Source organism: Pseudomonas spelaei (assembly GCF_009724245.1).
GTDB classification, from domain to species: domain Bacteria; phylum Pseudomonadota; class Gammaproteobacteria; order Pseudomonadales; family Pseudomonadaceae; genus Aquipseudomonas; species Aquipseudomonas spelaei.
In genome coordinates this window covers 275,947-292,529 of sequence record NZ_WNNK01000002.1, presented here as the reverse complement: position 1 = coordinate 292,529, position 16,583 = coordinate 275,947, and the positions used below count along the sequence as shown (strand labels likewise).

The window sequence follows — 16,583 nt, the reverse complement described above, 5'->3', positions numbered from 1 at the left end:
AATTTAAGTCATTAAAAAATAACGATTTATTTGTTGGCATGATTCCTGAGTAACACAGGGTAATCAGTTAGAAGCCCAAAGCTCAGGAGTGTCCCCATGCTTAGCGTTCAAGACCGTGCCATCGTCAAGTCCACCGTACCGCTGTTGGAAAGCGGCGGTGAAGCCCTGATCACTCATTTCTACCGGATGATGCTGTCCGAATACCCTGAAGTACGCCCACTGTTCAACCAGGCCCACCAGACCAGTGGCGATCAACCCCGCGCCTTGGCTAACGGTGTGCTGATGTACGCCCGGCACATCGACCAACTGGATCAGTTGGGTGACCTGGTGGCGAAGATCATCAATAAACACGTGGCCCTGCAAATCCTGCCGGAGCATTACCCGATTGTGGGCAACTGCCTGCTGCGGGCGATTTCCGAAGTGTTGGGCAGCGAGATTGCCACGCCTGAAGTGATGAGCGCCTGGGGGGCCGCGTATGGCCAGTTGGCCGATATCCTGATCGGTGCCGAAGCCGCCATTTACGACGAGAAAGCCCAGGCCCCGGGCGGATGGCGCGGTGCACGGCCATTCACTTTGGTCAAGCGCGTGGAGGAGAGCAGCGAAATCATCTCCTTCTACTTTGAACCTGTGGATAAAGGCCCGATCCTGGCCGCCGAACCTGGCCAGTACATCGGTATGAAAGTGTTGCTCGATGGCGAAGAAGTGCGCCGCAACTATTCATTGTCGGCGCTTAGCGATGCGGGTCAGTACCGCATCAGCGTCAAGCGTGAAGACGGTGGACGGGTGTCCAACTACCTGCATGATCAGTTTCAGGTCGGCGCAACCATCGACTTGTTCCCGCCATCGGGCGAGTTCACCCTGGTGGCCAGCGACAAGCCGCTGGTGTTGATCAGCGGTGGTGTTGGCATTACCCCAACCCTGCCGATGCTGGAAGCGGCGCTGGCCACCGAGCGTCCGGTGCACTTTATCCACTGCGCCCGTAACGGCGGGGTGCATGCGTTCCGTGATTGGGTGGACGCGCTGGCCGAACGTCATCCGCAGCTGCAGCGCTTCTATTGCTACGCCGAGGACGATGGCGTGAGCCCGGCGGCGGATAAGGTGGGAATGCTCAGCCAGGAGCAATTGGCGGCGTGGCTACCTGAGCAGCGGGACCTGGATGCGTATTTCCTGGGGCCCAAAGGGTTTATGGCGGCGATGAAACGCCATCTGAAAGCGCTGGGTGTGCCGGAGAAGCAGAGCCGGTACGAGTTCTTTGGGCCGGCGGCGGCCTTGGAATAAGGTTTAACCCATACACCGGGTCGGCCTCATCGCGGGCAAGCCCGGCTCCCACAGTTGAACGGTGTTTGCTTGAGCAACTCGGTCAACTGTGGGAGCCGGGCTTGCCCGCGATGGCGTCAGCACAGTCACAACCTGTTCAACGATTAATCCGCTGTTAACCCTTGCTGTTTAAACCTCCTGACGCCAACTGCTCAACGTTCACGCTCTGCGTGTAAACTTGCGGCCATTGGCATCGACACGGTCGACAACAACCATTATTGGCAAAGGGAAACGGGGATGAGTGACGAAATGCGTTTGGGACGGGAACGACGCTTTCTGGTGTTGCTGGGCATCATCTGCCTGGCGCTGATCGGCGGGGCGCTGTACATGCAGGTGGTGTTGGGCGAGGCGCCATGCCCGCTGTGCATCCTGCAACGTTATGCCTTGCTGCTGATTGCGATCTTCGCCTTTATCGGTGCCGCCATGCGCACCACCCGCAGCGTCACGCTCTTTGAAGTGTTGGTGGTCCTCAGTGCCATCGGTGGCGTCGCCGCCGCCGGGCATCATGTGTACACCCAGTTCTACCCTCAGGTCAGCTGTGGCATTGATGTGCTGCAGCCGATTGTCGATGGCCTGCCCCTGGCGACGATCTTCCCCCTTGGTTTCCAGGTCGACGGTTTCTGCAGCACGCCTTACCCGCCGATCCTCGGCCTGTCCCTGGCGCAATGGGCGCTGGTGGCCTTTGTGCTGACGGTGATCCTGGTGCCGCTGGGCATTTACCGCAATCGTCACAGCAAAGCCTGACCCGTTAATCAAGAACGCCCCAGTCTTCCTTACAGGCAGGCCGGGGCGTTTTTGTTTGTAGGAATTTTGTGAAGGGGGCGTGACGGAGAGCAATATTGGGTGCGCGCAGCATGCGACATGTTGTCACAGTGGCGATGTCGCAGGACGTTTCCCACCCCTTAGGCGGCTATGTAAATTTGCATCCGCGCAAGAATTCTGGCTGTCAGTTCGTCGTTTGGCCAACGCCGCGAGCCACGTGCCGCCGATGACATTGCCTGATGTCCGAATGCCTTGTTTTTAGGGGACTTGGATGCGTTTGCTATTCCCTTACGCAGTGTAGGGGATGCGGCGCAATGCCCTATAACACGGTACTTTTTGGGGTTTTTGTTGAGAATCAAACGCGATACGATCACGCACCTTTGCAATAATGGTGAAGGATTATTGCTGGAAACGATAAAAATTATTTCTGGATAAGACATGGTTTCTACCTCCTTACCTATCTACAATCGCCCGCACTGAATGTCCGGTGCTGCTCATCCCATGAGCATTAGGGCGGTCGAGAGGCGAAGGAACTGCTTCATGCGACCCCCAGGTGCCGGCAGCCTTCAACTATCCGCACCAAATGGAATTGGTCTGTAACAAGGCCTTTGACCCACGAATTCGAATAAGAACTCACCGCTAACCCGGACGTGTCGATCGCGTATAGCGCGGCGAGCGGGCCCTTATTCAATCGAAGAGAAATGCCAACCCTTGGCAGGGTGAAGTGTTGGCGATCAAAACCCAACTGCATTGCGCAAGCTGCTTTAGAGGTCGTGAGATGAGTAAAAACAGGTACCCCCGATTACTAGGCTTTTTGCCGCTGCTTGGCATGATGTTAATGCTGGGAGGCTGCAAATGGACCTTGCTCGACCCCAAAGGTCAAGTCGGTCTGGATCAACGAAACCTGATCATCACCGCCACCCTGCTGATGCTGTTGGTCGTGGTGCCCGTGATCATCATGACGTTCGCGTTCGCCTGGAAATACCGTGCCTCCAACACCAGCGCGACGTACGCGCCGAAGTGGTCGCACTCCACCAAGATCGAAATCGCGGTGTGGCTGGTCCCGATCCTCATCATCATCGCCCTGGGTTACATCACCTATAAGTCGACCCACGAGCTGGACCCTTACCGTCCGCTGGACTCCGACGTCAAGCCGATCAACATCGAAGTGGTCGCGCTGGACTGGAAGTGGCTGTTCATCTACCCGGACCTGGGTATCGCCACGGTGAACGAGATCCAGTTCCCGGAGAACACCCCGCTTAACTTCCGGATCACCTCCGACGCCGTGATGAACTCGTTCTTCATCCCTGCTCTCGGTGGCCAGATCTACGCGATGGCAGGCATGCAGACCCGCCTGCACCTGATCGCGAACGAGAAAGCTGAAATGGAAGGCATCTCCGCCAACTACAGCGGCGCTGGCTTCACCGGCATGAAATTCAAAGCGATCTCGACGAGCCAGGAAGACTTCAACGCCTGGGTAGCCGAAGTCAAGGCCGCACCTAAACAGCTTGATCAAGCTGAATACGAAGCCCTTGCCAAACCAAGCCAAAACAACCCTGTCGCCCTGTACTCCACGTACGAGCCGGACCTGTTTCAGAAAATCGTCGACAAGTACGAAGGCATGAAACCAGGCAAGCCGGTCAAGCACGAGAAGAAAGAAGTGGCCGCGGTTGAAGGTACTGACATGAGCTCGAATTCAGCTGCTGGGGCAGAGGAGTAAACGATGTTTGGTAAATTAAGTCTGGACGCGATCCCGTATCACGAGCCGATTGTCATGGTGACGGTTGCCATGATCATCCTCGGTGGTCTGGCGCTGGTCGCGGGTATCACTTACTTCAAGAAGTGGACCTACCTGTGGACCGAGTGGTTGACATCGGTCGACCACAAGAAAATCGGCGTCATGTACGTCATCGTTGCCATGGTCATGCTGCTGCGTGGTTTTGCCGACGCCATCATGATGCGTACCCAGTTGGCCATGGCCACCGAAGGTTCGCCTGGCTACCTGCCACCTGAACACTATGACCAGATCTTCACCGCCCACGGTGTGATCATGATCATCTTCATGGCGATGCCTTTCTTCACCGGCCTGATGAACCTTGCCTTGCCGCTGCAGATTGGTGCGCGTGACGTTGCCTACCCGTTCCTGAACTCCTTGAGCTTCTGGTTGCTGGTATCCGGCGTGGTGCTGATCAACCTGTCCCTGGGCGTCGGCGAGTTCGCCAAGACCGGTTGGGTTGCGTATCCGCCATTGTCGGGCCTGCAATACAGTCCGGGCGTGGGTGTGGACTACTACATCTGGGCGCTACAGCTATCAGGACTCGGGACGACATTGACGGGGGTCAACTTCCTGGCCACCGTCTTGAAAATGCGTACCCCTGGCATGAAGCTGATGGACATGCCGATCTTCACCTGGACCTGCACCTGGGCCAACGTACTGATCGTTGCTTCGTTCCCGATCCTGGCTGCAACCATGGCGTTGCTGTCGCTTGACCGTTACCTGGATTTCCACATTTTCACCAATGAACTTGGTGGCAATCCAATGATGTACGTGAACCTGTTCTGGGCATGGGGTCACCCTGAGGTGTACATCCTGATCCTGCCAGCGTTCGGTATCTTCTCTGAAGTGATCTCGACCTTCTCCGGCAAGCGCCTGTTCGGTCACCACTCGATGATCTACGCCTCGGGCGCGATCTCGGTGCTGGGCTTCATGGTTTGGCTGCACCACTTCTTCACCATGGGTTCGGGGGCCAGCGTCAACGCCTTCTTTGGCCTGGCGACGATGCTGATTTCTATCCCGACGGGGGTGAAGCTATTTAACTGGCTATTCACCATTTACCACGGCCGTTTGCGCATCACCAGCCAGGTTCTGTGGACCCTGGGCTTCATGGTGACCTTCGCCATCGGCGGCATGACCGGCGTACTGCTGGCCATCCCGGGTGCTGACTTCGTGTTGCACAACAGCCTGTTCGTGATCGCTCACTTCCACAACGTGATCATCGGCGGCGCGGTATTCGGCTACATCGCAGGTTTCAGCTTCTACTTCCCGAAAGCGTTCGGCTTCAAGCTGCACGAAGGTTGGGGCAAGGCTGCATTCTGGTTCTGGATCTCGGGCTTCTTCGTCGCGTTCATGCCGCTCTACGCTTTGGGCTTCATGGGCATGACCCGTCGTCTGAACGCCACTACCAACCCTGAGTGGGTGCCGTACCTGTACGTCGCCATGTTCGGTGCGGTGATGATTGCTGTCGGTATCGCCTGCCAGTTGATCCAGCTGTATGTCAGCGTACGTGATCGCAAGCTGAACGCCTGTGACTCCGGCGACCCATGGAATGCACACACCCTGGAATGGTCGACTTCCTCGCCACCTCCGTTCTACAACTTCGCTGTACTGCCCAAAGCCAACAGCATCGATCCGTTCACCGAAGCCAAGGAAGACGGTACTGCGTACCAGAAACCGGCTCACTACGAACCGATCCACATGCCTAACAACACCGCCACTGGCGTGGTGATGGGCGCGCTGTTGACCGTGTTCGGTTTCGCGATGATCTGGCACATCTGGTGGCTGGCCATCGTGAGTCTGGTGGGTACCATCGGTTACTTCATCGTCCACGCTGCCCGTGACGATCAAGGCTACATGGTGCCGGTCGACGTGATCGAACGCATCGAAGCCGAGCAACACGCTCGCCTGGTAGCCGAGAAGAAGATCCCGGCCAACCGTGTTGAAACCTCGTTGGAACAGGCTTAAACCATGTCGAACTTAGTGACCAATGCTGGACACGCCCATGTCGATGACCATGGGCACGATGACCATCACCACGACTCGGGGCCAATGACCGTCTTCGGTTTCTGGCTCTACCTGATGACCGACTGCATCTTGTTTGCGTCGATCTTCGCGGTGTACGCGGTACTGGTAAACAACGTAGCGGGTGGCCCGTCGGGCCACGACATCTTCGAACTGCCTTACGTGCTCGGCGAAACCGCCTTGCTGTTGTTCAGTTCGATCACCTACGGCTTCGCCATGCTGGCCTTCTACAAGGGCAGCAAGAAAGGCGTCCTGAGCTGGTTGGCCCTGACCTTCCTGTTCGGCCTGGGCTTCATCGGCATGGAGATCAACGAGTTCCATCTGCTGATCTCCGAAGGCTACGGCCCGCACCGCTCTGGTTTCCTGTCGGCGTTCTTCACGCTGGTCGGTACCCACGGCCTGCACGTATCCGCCGGTCTGCTGTGGATGGCGGTGATGATGTATCAGGTCAACAAGCATGGCCTGACCAACACCAACAAGACCCGCCTGAGCTGCCTGAGCCTGTTCTGGCACTTCCTGGACGTGGTCTGGATCTGCGTCTTCACCGTTGTCTACCTGATGGGGACTCTGTAATGGCTAATGCACATTCCCATGACAGCCATGATGATAGTCACGGCAGCGTTAAGTCGTACGCCATTGGCTTCATCCTGTCGGTCATCCTGACGCTGATCCCGTTCGGCCTGGTGATGTACCCGACCCTGCCGAAATCGATCACCTTGATGATCGTTCTGGCGTTCGCGGTGATTCAGGTTCTGGTTCACCTGGTGTACTTCCTGCACCTGGACCGTTCGAAGGCTCAGCGCGATAACGTGATTGCATTCGTGTTCGCAGGGTTGGTAATCCTCCTGCTGGTTGGCCTGTCGGTATGGATCATGTTCAGCATCCATACGTTCATGATGGCGAAGTGAGGTAAGACCCGATGTCGCTTAAGCACTTTATCCAAATCACCAAACCGGGGATCATTTTCGGTAACGTGCTTTCTGTGGCAGGCGGCTTCTTCCTGGCCTCCAAGGGGCATGTCGATCTGGCCATTTTCCTGGCTGCGATGATCGGCACGTCCCTGGTGGTGGCTTCCGGTTGTGTATTCAACAACTGCATCGACCGCGACATCGACATCAAGATGGAGCGCACCAAGAATCGTGTGCTGGTCCAGGGCCTTATCTCCCTGAAACTGGCACTGATCTTCGCGACCGTCCTGGGTGTTGCCGGTGTGGTGCTGTTGTACAAGGTGGCCAATCCGTTGGCGGCGCTGTTTGCCGTGATCGGTTTCGTCATCTACGTCGGCCTCTACAGCCTGTACCTCAAGCGCAAGTCGGTTCACGGCACGCTGGTGGGCAGTCTGTCGGGGGCGATGCCGCCGGTGATTGGTTATGTCGCGGTGACCAATAGCTTCGACATGGCCGCGCTGGTGCTACTGGTGATGTTCAGCCTGTGGCAGATGCCGCATTCTTACGCCATCGCGATCTTCCGTTTCAACGACTACCTGGCGGCTTCGATTCCGGTATTGCCGGTCAAGCGCGGCATCCAGGTCGCGAAGAAACACATCCTGCTCTACATCCTGGCCTTCCTCGTGGCGACCTTGATGTTGACCTTCAGTGGCTACGCCGGCATGAGCTACCTCGCCGTCGCGGCCGCCATGGGCATGTACTGGTTGTACATGGCCTGGACCGGCTACAAGGCGGTGGATGACACCGTCTGGGCGCGCAAGCTGTTCGTGTTCTCGATCTTCACCATCACCGCCTTGAGCGTGGCGATGTCCCTGGATTTTCGGGTGCCGAGTGAACTGCTGGTGACCTACGCGCACTGAGTGGTAACGCAGTCAAAAGACCCCGCCTTCGAGAGAAGTGCGGGGTTTTTTATTGAGTGCCCTGCGGTGGGCCGTTTAAAATGTTGAAATGACCCTACTGACTGATGCAGGAAGCAGAATAATGAAGAAAAAAGCCGTTATCGTTTTCAGCGGCGGGCAGGATTCGACGACCTGTCTGATCCAGGCGCTGCCCCTGTACGATGAAGTGCACTGTATTACGTTTGATTATGGCCAACGTCATATCGCCGAAATCGAAGTCGCACAGAAGCTCTCAAAACAACTGGGGGCTACCGTGCACAAAGTACTGGATACCTCCTTGTTGAACGAGTTGGCGATCAGCAGCCTGACCCGCGATAACATCCCGGTGCCGACGGTAAACAGTTCAGGTGAAAGTTTGCCAAGCACTTTTGTACCGGGACGAAACATTCTGTTCTTAACCCTGGCGTCTATTTATGCCTATCAGGTGCAGGCTGAGACGGTCATCACCGGTGTGTGTGAAACCGACTTCTCCGGCTACCCGGATTGCCGGGATGAGTTTGTCAAAGCGCTGAATAAAGCCCTTCAACTGGGCATGGAATATAACGTGCGCCTTGAAACACCGCTGATGTGGCTGAACAAGGCAGAGACGTGGGCGCTGGCGGATTACCACAACCAGTTGGACTTGATTCGTGATCAGACGCTGACCTGCTACAACGGCATTATCGGCAGTGGTTGCGGTAACTGTGATGCTTGTAATCTTCGTGCCAAAGGGCTGAACGATTATCTGGGAAACAAAGCAGACGTCATGGCAAGTCTGAAAAGCAAACTGGCCTGATAGCGTTGCCTGCCAATGGGTTCATGTTATTGAACCCATTGGCCTGGAAACCGTCAGGTGGTTTGTTGTTGGGCCTGGCTATCGCCCGTTATATAGCGCTTGAACAGCGAGCGGGCACCATAGGCTGGCAGGATGTTGAAAAAGGCAAAGCAGACTTTGATCGCGATCTGCACATAAATCATGTTGAGGATGTCATTGGTTTGCATGGCGCAGTAGAAGGCGATGAAGCAAAACACGAAGCTGTCAATGATCACCGCAAACAACGTGCTCAGGAATATGCGCAAAAACAGGTATTTGGAGTTGGTCAGCTCCTTGATTTTGCACAGCAGGTACGAGTTTATGTTTTCCGAAACAAGAAACGAAACCGAAGAGGCGATCAACACCGATGACACTTGAACGATCACATCGTTGTAAGGCCCGTCGAGCTTCCAGCCGGGCAAGCCGGGAAGGAAGGTCGAGCCATAGAGCAGAATGATGATCATCGCGTTGCTGGCAAACGCAAACAGGATGGCTCTTCTCGCCAGCCTCAGGCCGAATTGCTCATTCAGCAAGTCAACGATTAAAAATGTCAGGGGGTACAGAAAGGTGCCCGGAGTCACAATGATATCGAGCGACTCCAGATAAATAGGCTTGGTCGCGGCAATGCTGGTGAAAATATAAAATGTAAAGAGCAGCAGGTTGAGAATGATATAGATCATCCATGAGTTTTCATGACGGTCATTTATATCGTAGGCAGTAAGTGTTCCGCCTTGAGAATAGAATTTCTTATACAAGTTCTTAATTTCCGTTTTATTTAAGTTGTCCATTATTTCACTGTTCACTACTTCGCTCAGTTTTATCCTGATGATCTTGCCCGTGGCGATGATCATGATGACGGCCAAACTCTTGTCGTTTTCGAATCCCAGCAGTTTATATTTGCTGTTCTCGATATCACCCTCATACGCCGTCATTAAATCGCTCCTCAATGATATCGCCGACGACACACATGCGTTCTGAGCTGGCACACACGTCATTCGTGATAAACAGTCTTTTTGTTACTCTGTCGTACACCAGCTTTTCCTTGTCGTCGCTCGACGCGCCTTTTTGTATGATCAACAGATCACCGGGCTCGTTTATTCCGCTGATATCGTTCTCCAGAAGTACCGCGATCAAATTGTAGGATGTGCCGAAGTAATAGGTCAGTGGATAAAGAGTGGCCAACTCGCCAATTCGCTTATCCATGCTTGAAATAAGCAGGCTTTCTTTGATGATCGGGACTGCCGCCGGGTTCATGTTGCCTTGCAGGGAAACGCTACTCTCGATTATCTCCTTCTCTTCAAAGTCGACGGTTTCTATTTCCGTGTAAGACACCCCGAAAAAATCAGAGATCTTGCGAATGGTCGACTGTTGTACATTAACCACCTTGCCTTCCAGAATATTATAGATGGTGGTTCTGGTCAGGCCGCTGGAATTGCACAAAGACAGTTGCGTCTCTCCGCGACTTTTTATCAAGTACTTAATGTTGCTCTTCAAGTACTCGGTTCTTTCTCTTTTGTGCATCAAATGCCCACCATTTCCTTATAGTCGTGACACGTCGAGTTTTTACAGCGCTCGCACCCTGGGAGTGTCATTCAATACCCGACGCAAATCTGGGCGATCAAATCGTGGGAAAGTCCGATTCGGGTTTGCGTTTCGGGGGCCGCCGCTGACGGAAGTGTTGCATGCGCCAGCTATAAGAATAAAGGTCCGGGTGCTCGCCATCATGGTTTTCCCGCGATCGTAGCCCCCGGCCGTTCAAAAAAAGCATCATTTAATTTGGAAAGTGTTTAATTTTCTGTTTAATTGCCCTGCGTAGGGCGCAGTCTGCACCAAGGCTTCATACGCACACACGAACGTGAAACCCAGGAAAACGTGCTGTCGTTCGTAGCACGCAATCACCAAGGAAGGGGCACAGAATAATGGCAGCCAATACTGAACCACTGAAGAACCAGGCTGACCTGCTGCGACGAGGCATGGCGGATCTGCGAGCAGAAGACGCCGAGTTGGCGGGAATCCTGGACGCAGAAGTCACGCGCCAGCACCACACACTGTCACTGGTCTCTTCTTCCTGCGCAGTCACGCCTGGAACCCTGGCGGCATCTGCCTCGGCGCTGGTCAACGTCACGGTAGAGGGCACGCCGGGCCGGCGCTATCACGCAGGCTGCGAGAATGTCGATCGGGTTGAGTCGCTGGCGATCCGCAGAGCGCGAGAGCTGTTTGGTGCCCAGTACGCAGGCGTGCAGTCACACTCGGCCTCGAACGCCAATGCCCAAGTGCTCGCCGCCCTGCTTGAGCCTGGGGATACGTTGCTGGGAATGGCCCACGATCACGGTGGGCATCTTACCCATGGTGGCCCCGTCGCTTTCACCGGCGCCTACTACAAGGTCATCCGCTACGGTACGACATCTGACGGCCTCATCGATTACGACCAGGTGCGCCAGCTCGCGCTTGCTCATCGTCCGCGCATCATCATTTGCGGTGCGACGGCTTACTCACGGGTCATCGATTTCGAGCGGTTCCGCGCGATTGCCGATGAAGCCGGGGCCATCCTGCTCGCTGACATTTCCCATATCGCCGGGCTGGTTGCCACTGGGCGGCATCCGAGCCCGATCGACGCTGCACACGTCACGACGACATGCACGCACAAGCAACTCGCGGGGCCGCGCGGAGGCCTGATCCTTTCCGGCCGTGACGCCCACACAAAGGTGCCTGGCCTGAAGTCGACCTTCAGCCGCGTGCTCGATCAAGCCGTGTTCCCTCGCATGCAGGGGGCGCCGGCCGTCAACATGATTGCGGCAAAGGCGGCTGCGTTGGGTTACGCCATGTCTCCAGCGTTCGACGCCTGGATGGAACGGATTCGGATCACGGCGGATGCGGTGGCCAGCGCGTTTCAGGCCTATGACTATGAGGTCGTAGGCGGGCGCAGTGAAAACCACACGGTCCTGATTCGCTTGCGTGGAGGCATCACCGGCGCTATTGCGGAGTCAGCGCTGGAGTGCTGCGGGATCATCGTGAATAAAAATCGCGTACCCGGCGAGACCCGATCGTCACTCGTCACCAGCGGGTTGTGTATTGGTACCGGATCCATGGCGCAACGTTACATCGACCCTGAGGGATGTCGCCGAGTTGTCGATTTGGTTTGCCGGATACTCGATGAGGTGACGCCGCTCGGTGAGCAGGAATACAGGCTGGAACCTGCGTTACAAGAGCGGTTCCGTATTCAGGTCGAAGCGTTGTGCGCGATGTATCCCATCACCGACTATATGGAACACTGATGTTTCATGTGATTACGGGATGAATTGCTGTAGGGTGGTTCGGCAACTGTCATACCTGCTCGTCTTACTTCTCATTCTTATTATAAGCAAGCTGTCCGGCAGCTTGATGTTCTCCAGGCAGTTATAAAAAGGGCTCTTAAAGTCCGATCAACTTCAGTGACCGAAGTAATTAGCCTTTTGCAGTGAAGTCGAAATTGATCTATCCGCCGATCATTGCTCGACTCATGTGGAGATACCCCGTGATTACCAGAAGAAAACTCCTTTATTCAGGTGCAGCCTTGACCGGCGCCGGCCTGTTCGCCCCTTTGTGGGCGGGCTCTGTGCTGGCGCAGGATGTTCGCAGCGCAGCCAGTGACGATGTTGAATCCTTCCGTCAGTTATCGATGTTCCTTACCGAACGCCAGACCCTGGACGCCACCTTGTCCCTGCGGATCCTGGCCCAGTGCACGCAGAACGATCCAACATTCCCGGACAAGATGAAAGCGTTGTGGAGCAAGGTCGGCCAGCAGCACTTGCACAGCGTCAGCCAATTGTCCGGCAGCCCGTTCTATCGCGATCCGGTGGTTAAAGACACCGTGCAAAAAATCGTCTCGGCCTGGTACCTGGGCTACACCGGCACCCCGGTTTCCTGGCGTGCCACGGACAACACGCGGCTGGTGACCTTTACCGGTGCGTTGGCTTATGAGCCGACTCGGGACGCCACGGTGATCCCGACCTATTCCCGTGGAAAAACCAATTACTGGGTTGATCCTCCGGCCACGCTGGCCAACGACTAAGACAAGGCACCTTTATGAATCAGGATTATGACGCCGATGTCATTGTGGTTGGCTCCGGCGCGTTAGGCAGTAATGCCGCTTTTGAATTGGCCAAACACGGCAAGTCAGTGATTATTCTGGAAGCGGGTGAGCATATTCCCCGCTGGAAGATCGTCGAGAACTTCCGTAATTCGTCAAACAAGAGCAATTACAACTCACCGTATCCCAATGAACCGTGGGCTCATCATTCTTATGATGAGCAATATATCGAGAACACCGGTTCTTTCGAATTTCGCCCCGGCATGTTGAAACTGGTGGGCGGTACTACCTGGCACTGGGCGGCAGCCTGCTGGCGTTATTTGCCTAACGATATGAAGTTGAAGACGTTGTATGGCGTCGGTCGTGACTGGCCACTGGAGTACAGCGAGCTGGAACCCTATTACGTCAGGGCGGAAATTGCCCTGGGCGTGTGTGGCAACGACACTCAGGACCAGAGCGGGCAGGGCGGCGGTGCTTTCCCTCCGCGCTCGGCCCCTTACCCGATGGCACCGGAAGGCGACACCTACCTGTTCCAGCGCCTGCGGGCGCGGATGTCACCGGCCGGTTATCACTTCATTCATGAGCCCAACGGCCGTGCCACCGAACCTTACGATGGCCGCCCGGCGTGCAGTGGCAATAACAACTGCATGCCGGTGTGCCCCATCGGTGCGATGTACAGCGGCGACGTTCACGCTCGTCACGCGGAACAGGCCGGCGCCAAGCTGCTCACCGACGCCACCGCGTATAAACTGGAAAAGGGCGCGGACGACAAGATCGTCGCCGTCCATTACCGCAGTTCCACCGGTGCCGATGTGCGGCTCACGGCCAAGTATTTCGTGGTCGCCGCCCATGGCCTGGAAACCCCCAAGTTGCTGCTGATTTCCGACGTTGCCAACTCCTCCGACCAGGTCGGGCGCAACCTGATGGACCACACTGGCATGGGCCTGCAGTTTCTCGCCGACGAGCCGTTGTGGCCGGGGCGCGGAGCGGTGCAGCAGGGCGGGATCTTCAACCGGCGCGACGGTGAGTTCCGTAAGGAACGGGCTTCGGTCAAGCACTCGATCTCCAACAACGTGCCCAACATTGCCGTGGCCAAGCGGTTGATCGCCGAGGGCGTCTACGGCAAGGAACTGGACGAGCGCATCCGCCACGACGCGGCCCGCTGGGTCGATGTGTCCACTGTCTATGAAACCCTGCCGCTGCCCACCAACACCGTGCGCCCGAGCCGCACCCGCAAGGACGCTCTCGGTATTCCGATGCTGGTGGTCAATTACGATGTGGGGGATTACGTCAAGGCCGCCAAGGCCGACGTCGATGAAGACTACGCGCACTTTGTGCGCCTGATGGGCGGCACGGTGGTGGAAGACAACACCGGCTACCAGAACCGCGACCACCTGATGGGCACCGTGATCATGGGCACCGACCCCAAGGACTCGGTGGTCAACCACGAGTGTCGCACCCACGACCACGGCAATCTGTTCCTGGCCACCACCGGGGTGATTCCGGCCTCCGGCACCATCAACCCGACCCTCGCGGGTGTGGCGCTGAGTATCCGTATGGCCGACATCATTGCGCGGGAGATCTAGGTCATGGGATTACTGAAATTTCCATTGCTGGCGCTGTTGGCGACTGCGCTGCCGGCCTTCGCCGCTGAAGACAATGCGGCGCTGATCGAGCAAGGGGCTTATGTCGCGCGGGCCGGGGATTGTGTGGCCTGTCACCGAACCGTCGAACACGGCGGTCCGGAAATGGCCGGCGGCTATGTGATCGACTCGCCCATGGGCAAGATCATCTCCAGCAACATCACGCCGTCCAAGGCCTACGGCATCGGCGACTACACCGAGCAGCAACTGGCGGATGCCTTGCGCAAAGGCATCAACGCCAAGGGGCGGCACCTGTACCCGGCGATGCCATACACGTCCTATCAGGGCATGAGCGATCAGGACATCCACGCGCTGTATGTGTACCTGCAACACGGTGTCAAACCGGTGGACCAGCCGGTGCCGGAAACGAAGTTGGCGTTCCCCTTCAACATCCGCCAATTGATGTTCGGCTGGAACCTGGTGTTCCTCGATAGCCAGGGCTTTGTGCCCAAGCCGGGCGCCAGTGAGCAGGTCAACCGTGGCCAGTACCTGGTGGACAACCTGGCCCACTGTGGCGCCTGCCATACGCCGCGCAACGTGTTGATGGCCGAAGACAACAGCCAGTACCTGGCCGGGGCAAAGCTGGGCGGTTGGGTTGCGCCCAACATCACCTCGGACAAGGTCAGTGGCCTGGGTGACTGGAGCGAGGACGACCTGGTCGACTTCCTGAAAAACGGTCACCTGACCGACAAGGCCCAAGCCGCTGGTGGCATGGCCGAGGCGGTGGAAAACAGCTTTCGCCACCTCAGTAACAGCGACCTGCACGCCATGGCCGCCTACTTGCGCACGGTCCCGCCGATCCGCGATCCGCAGCAGACCGAGCGGGTGGTGCGTGAGGTCAAGCCGGTGGACATGAGCACCCTGGAAACCGGCCAGGGTGATCAAGCCTCACTGGCCGACGCCAGCGGCACCGATGGCGCGCGCCTCTACAACTCGGCGTGCTCCAGTTGTCATGGTCGTGATGGGCAAGGCACCTCGGATGCGTTCTATCCGTCCCTGAGCCTCAACAGCGCGCTGAACGGCAACCAGGCCAACAACCTGGTGATGGCGATCATTGCCGGTATCGACCGCAAGGGCGCTGACGCAGCGGTCAGCATGCCGGCGCTGGGCGGTGACCTGAATGACGCGCAAATTGCTGCCATCGCCAACTACAGCCTGCAAACTTTTGGCAACCCGGCACTGAGTGTCAGCCCGGCAGACGTGGCCAGTATGCGTCGCGGCGGGGACGCGCCACTGTTGATCACGGCCATGCCGTATCTGTTGTGGGGTGGAGGATTGCTGGTGTTGCTGCTGATGGTAGTGCTGGTGGTGTGGCGGCGTCGCCGCGCACAGGTGCAGGCGCTGGAGGCCAAGCGCATTGCGTTGAATCGCCGGCTACATTCAAAGTAACGGCCAGTAAAAAGCCCCGCCTTCGTGAGAAGCGCGGGGCTTTTTTATGACTCGAACTTTGCGTAGATACCGTCTTGAACCTCACCCGGCAAACACACCAGCCCGTAGCAGCTGTCGAGCTTTAGCGAGGCTGCGTCAGGCGCGACGGTGGTGGTGAGCGCCTACGCGATGCTGTAGCCGTCAAACGCGGTCTGCTGTTGCAACGCAGTCACGATGCTTTTGCGGGTCAGCGGCTGCTCGTTACCGGCGTTATCCACAAAGGTTTCGACTTCCAGTTCCGCTTCATCGCCTTCACCGACAAAGCTGAAGCCGAGGAACTCAAACGCTTCACGGTCGACATTCGGCTTGGCACGCGGCGAGCGCATGGGCAAGGTAACGCTGATGCCGTCCTTGCTGATGGCGAACACTTCGACTTCCTTCTTGGCCCGGGCCGCCTTGCTTTTGCCGGCGCTCGGGTTGCTGATGGCCTGGTGCGTCTGGTTCAGCACCTTGAGGGCCAGGCCGTAGACCAGCTCCTGGAACTCGGGGTCGTCCTTGAAGCTGGACAGGATGCGGCTGATGGAAAATTGGCTGTTCAGGTCTTCCAGGGCAGCATTGTCGGCGGCTTCGGCGTCCTTGAGCTGCTTGAGCTGGCCCATCAGGTCGTAGGCCTTGTCGTCGTCGAAGGCGTCGTGGGCCTGACGGATGGCAACGCGCAACTCGCGGATCTGGTCGCTTTCCTTGGAGGTGTGGAACGCGTCCAGCACCATTTCACTGATGCTCTTGGCCACTGGCACGTGTTGTGAAAGGTTGATGGCGTTTTCGTATTCAGCTTTGGACTGCAAGGTGGCTACGGATTCTTCGATACGGGCATCAGACATTGAAATTTCACTACTTCGTTAAACGGGGAGACGGGAAAAGCGTCGGGCATTTTCAGCGGGGAGGCGGATCAGGTCAAGGCAGCACTCTGCCTTCATTGCCACTCA

At 56.8% G+C, this 16,583-nt stretch carries 16 protein-coding genes; 12 read left to right on the top strand and 4 right to left on the bottom strand.

Translation table 11 applies throughout. The annotated features are described in order from the left end of the window. Nucleotides 1-96 precede the first annotated feature (96 nt). Entirely contained in the window at nt 97-1,278 is a 1,182-nt protein-coding gene (hmpA, locus tag GNF76_RS03470) for an NO-inducible flavohemoprotein (protein WP_155581774.1), read from the top strand. A 276-nt stretch (nt 1,279-1,554) separates the two neighbouring features. Then, nucleotides 1,555-2,061 (top strand): disulfide bond formation protein B, encoded by a 507-nt coding sequence (locus tag GNF76_RS03465; RefSeq protein ID WP_155581773.1) that lies wholly within the window; start codon nt 1,555-1,557, stop codon nt 2,059-2,061. Nucleotides 2,062-2,219: 158 nt separating this feature from the next. Here the strand turns inward: GNF76_RS03465 and GNF76_RS03460 are convergent, their stop codons facing one another. Further along, a complete protein-coding gene (locus tag GNF76_RS03460; RefSeq protein ID WP_155581772.1) occupies nt 2,220-2,519 on the bottom strand; it encodes a hypothetical protein in 300 nt (99 codons plus the stop codon). 338 nt (nt 2,520-2,857) lie between these two features. On the opposite strand from GNF76_RS03460, the gene cyoA reads away from it, so the two are divergent. The 6 genes from cyoA (at nt 2,858) to queC (ending at nt 8,499) form a co-directional block, all read left to right on the top strand. After that, nucleotides 2,858-3,799, top strand: coding sequence for a ubiquinol oxidase subunit II (gene cyoA, locus GNF76_RS03455; RefSeq protein ID WP_155581771.1), 942 nt, complete (start codon nt 2,858-2,860; stop codon nt 3,797-3,799). 3 nt (nt 3,800-3,802) lie between these two features. Continuing rightward, nucleotides 3,803-5,821, top strand: coding sequence for a cytochrome o ubiquinol oxidase subunit I (gene cyoB / locus GNF76_RS03450; protein WP_155581770.1), 2,019 nt, complete (start codon nt 3,803-3,805; stop codon nt 5,819-5,821). 3 nt (nt 5,822-5,824) lie between these two features. Further along, a complete protein-coding gene (locus GNF76_RS03445; protein WP_056858318.1) occupies nt 5,825-6,451 on the top strand; it encodes a cytochrome o ubiquinol oxidase subunit III in 627 nt (208 codons plus the stop codon). Then, the gene (gene cyoD, locus GNF76_RS03440; RefSeq protein WP_003216374.1) at nt 6,451-6,786 is read left to right on the top strand and encodes a cytochrome o ubiquinol oxidase subunit IV; all 336 of its coding nucleotides are present in this window, start codon (nt 6,451-6,453) and stop codon (nt 6,784-6,786) included. The genes GNF76_RS03445 and cyoD overlap by 1 nt, the downstream gene beginning before the upstream one ends. A gap of 11 nt (nt 6,787-6,797) precedes the next feature. Continuing rightward, nucleotides 6,798-7,685: a heme o synthase gene (cyoE, locus tag GNF76_RS03435; RefSeq protein WP_155581769.1), complete on the top strand. Its 888-nt coding sequence runs from the start codon at nt 6,798-6,800 to the stop codon at nt 7,683-7,685. A 121-nt stretch (nt 7,686-7,806) separates the two neighbouring features. After that, a complete protein-coding gene (gene queC / locus GNF76_RS03430) occupies nt 7,807-8,499 on the top strand; it encodes a 7-cyano-7-deazaguanine synthase QueC (protein ID WP_155581768.1) in 693 nt (230 codons plus the stop codon). A gap of 53 nt (nt 8,500-8,552) precedes the next feature. Here the strand turns inward: queC and GNF76_RS03425 are convergent, their stop codons facing one another. Next, entirely contained in the window at nt 8,553-9,449 is an 897-nt protein-coding gene (locus tag GNF76_RS03425) for a queuosine precursor transporter (protein WP_155581767.1), read from the bottom strand. After that, nucleotides 9,436-10,038, bottom strand: a complete 603-nt coding sequence (locus tag GNF76_RS03420; protein WP_155581766.1) for a helix-turn-helix transcriptional regulator — start codon at nt 10,036-10,038, stop codon at nt 9,436-9,438. The genes GNF76_RS03425 and GNF76_RS03420 overlap by 14 nt, the downstream gene beginning before the upstream one ends. Before the next feature lie 398 nt (nt 10,039-10,436). Between GNF76_RS03420 and GNF76_RS03415 the strand changes: the two genes are divergently transcribed. The 4 genes from GNF76_RS03415 to GNF76_RS03400 all read left to right on the top strand — a co-directional run bounded on the left by GNF76_RS03415 (nt 10,437) and on the right by GNF76_RS03400 (nt 15,618). Continuing rightward, nucleotides 10,437-11,792, top strand: a complete 1,356-nt coding sequence (locus GNF76_RS03415; RefSeq protein ID WP_155581765.1) for a serine hydroxymethyltransferase — start codon at nt 10,437-10,439, stop codon at nt 11,790-11,792. A gap of 239 nt (nt 11,793-12,031) precedes the next feature. Then, nucleotides 12,032-12,568: a sorbitol dehydrogenase family protein gene (locus GNF76_RS03410; RefSeq protein WP_218585278.1), complete on the top strand. Its 537-nt coding sequence runs from the start codon at nt 12,032-12,034 to the stop codon at nt 12,566-12,568. Between the two features lie 14 nt (nt 12,569-12,582). Continuing rightward, entirely contained in the window at nt 12,583-14,172 is a 1,590-nt protein-coding gene (locus GNF76_RS03405) for a GMC family oxidoreductase (RefSeq protein ID WP_155581763.1), read from the top strand. Nucleotides 14,173-14,175: 3 nt separating this feature from the next. Next, nucleotides 14,176-15,618 carry a c-type cytochrome gene (locus tag GNF76_RS03400; RefSeq protein ID WP_155581762.1) on the top strand — a complete coding sequence of 481 codons (1,443 nt, stop codon included), beginning with the start codon at nt 14,176-14,178 and terminating at the stop codon, nt 15,616-15,618. A gap of 161 nt (nt 15,619-15,779) precedes the next feature. Here GNF76_RS03400 and GNF76_RS03395 read toward each other — a convergent pair whose 3' ends face one another. Further along, nucleotides 15,780-16,478, bottom strand: a complete 699-nt coding sequence (locus tag GNF76_RS03395) for a hypothetical protein (RefSeq protein ID WP_155581761.1) — start codon at nt 16,476-16,478, stop codon at nt 15,780-15,782. Nucleotides 16,479-16,583 lie beyond the last annotated feature (105 nt).

Bases quoted from the DNA above. Each gene is read 5' to 3' on its own strand.
- hmpA (WP_155581774.1), top strand. From the start codon at position 97: ATGCTTAGCGTTCAAGACCGTGCCATCGTCAAGTCCACCGTACCGCTG.
- GNF76_RS03405 (WP_155581763.1), top strand. From the start codon at position 12,583: ATGAATCAGGATTATGACGCCGATGTCATTGTGGTTGGCTCCGGCGCG.
- GNF76_RS03420 (WP_155581766.1), bottom strand. From the start codon at position 10,038: ATGCACAAAAGAGAAAGAACCGAGTACTTGAAGAGCAACATTAAGTAC.
- GNF76_RS03460 (WP_155581772.1), bottom strand. From the start codon at position 2,519: ATGTCTTATCCAGAAATAATTTTTATCGTTTCCAGCAATAATCCTTCA.
- GNF76_RS03395 (WP_155581761.1), bottom strand. From the start codon at position 16,478: ATGTCTGATGCCCGTATCGAAGAATCCGTAGCCACCTTGCAGTCCAAA.
- cyoA (WP_155581771.1), top strand. From the start codon at position 2,858: ATGAGTAAAAACAGGTACCCCCGATTACTAGGCTTTTTGCCGCTGCTT.
- GNF76_RS03400 (WP_155581762.1), top strand. From the start codon at position 14,176: ATGGGATTACTGAAATTTCCATTGCTGGCGCTGTTGGCGACTGCGCTG.
- cyoE (WP_155581769.1), top strand. From the start codon at position 6,798: ATGTCGCTTAAGCACTTTATCCAAATCACCAAACCGGGGATCATTTTC.
- GNF76_RS03415 (WP_155581765.1), top strand. From the start codon at position 10,437: ATGGCAGCCAATACTGAACCACTGAAGAACCAGGCTGACCTGCTGCGA.
- GNF76_RS03425 (WP_155581767.1), bottom strand. From the start codon at position 9,449: ATGACGGCGTATGAGGGTGATATCGAGAACAGCAAATATAAACTGCTG.
- cyoB (WP_155581770.1), top strand. From the start codon at position 3,803: ATGTTTGGTAAATTAAGTCTGGACGCGATCCCGTATCACGAGCCGATT.
- cyoD (WP_003216374.1), top strand. From the start codon at position 6,451: ATGGCTAATGCACATTCCCATGACAGCCATGATGATAGTCACGGCAGC.
- GNF76_RS03445 (WP_056858318.1), top strand. From the start codon at position 5,825: ATGTCGAACTTAGTGACCAATGCTGGACACGCCCATGTCGATGACCAT.
- queC (WP_155581768.1), top strand. From the start codon at position 7,807: ATGAAGAAAAAAGCCGTTATCGTTTTCAGCGGCGGGCAGGATTCGACG.
- GNF76_RS03465 (WP_155581773.1), top strand. From the start codon at position 1,555: ATGAGTGACGAAATGCGTTTGGGACGGGAACGACGCTTTCTGGTGTTG.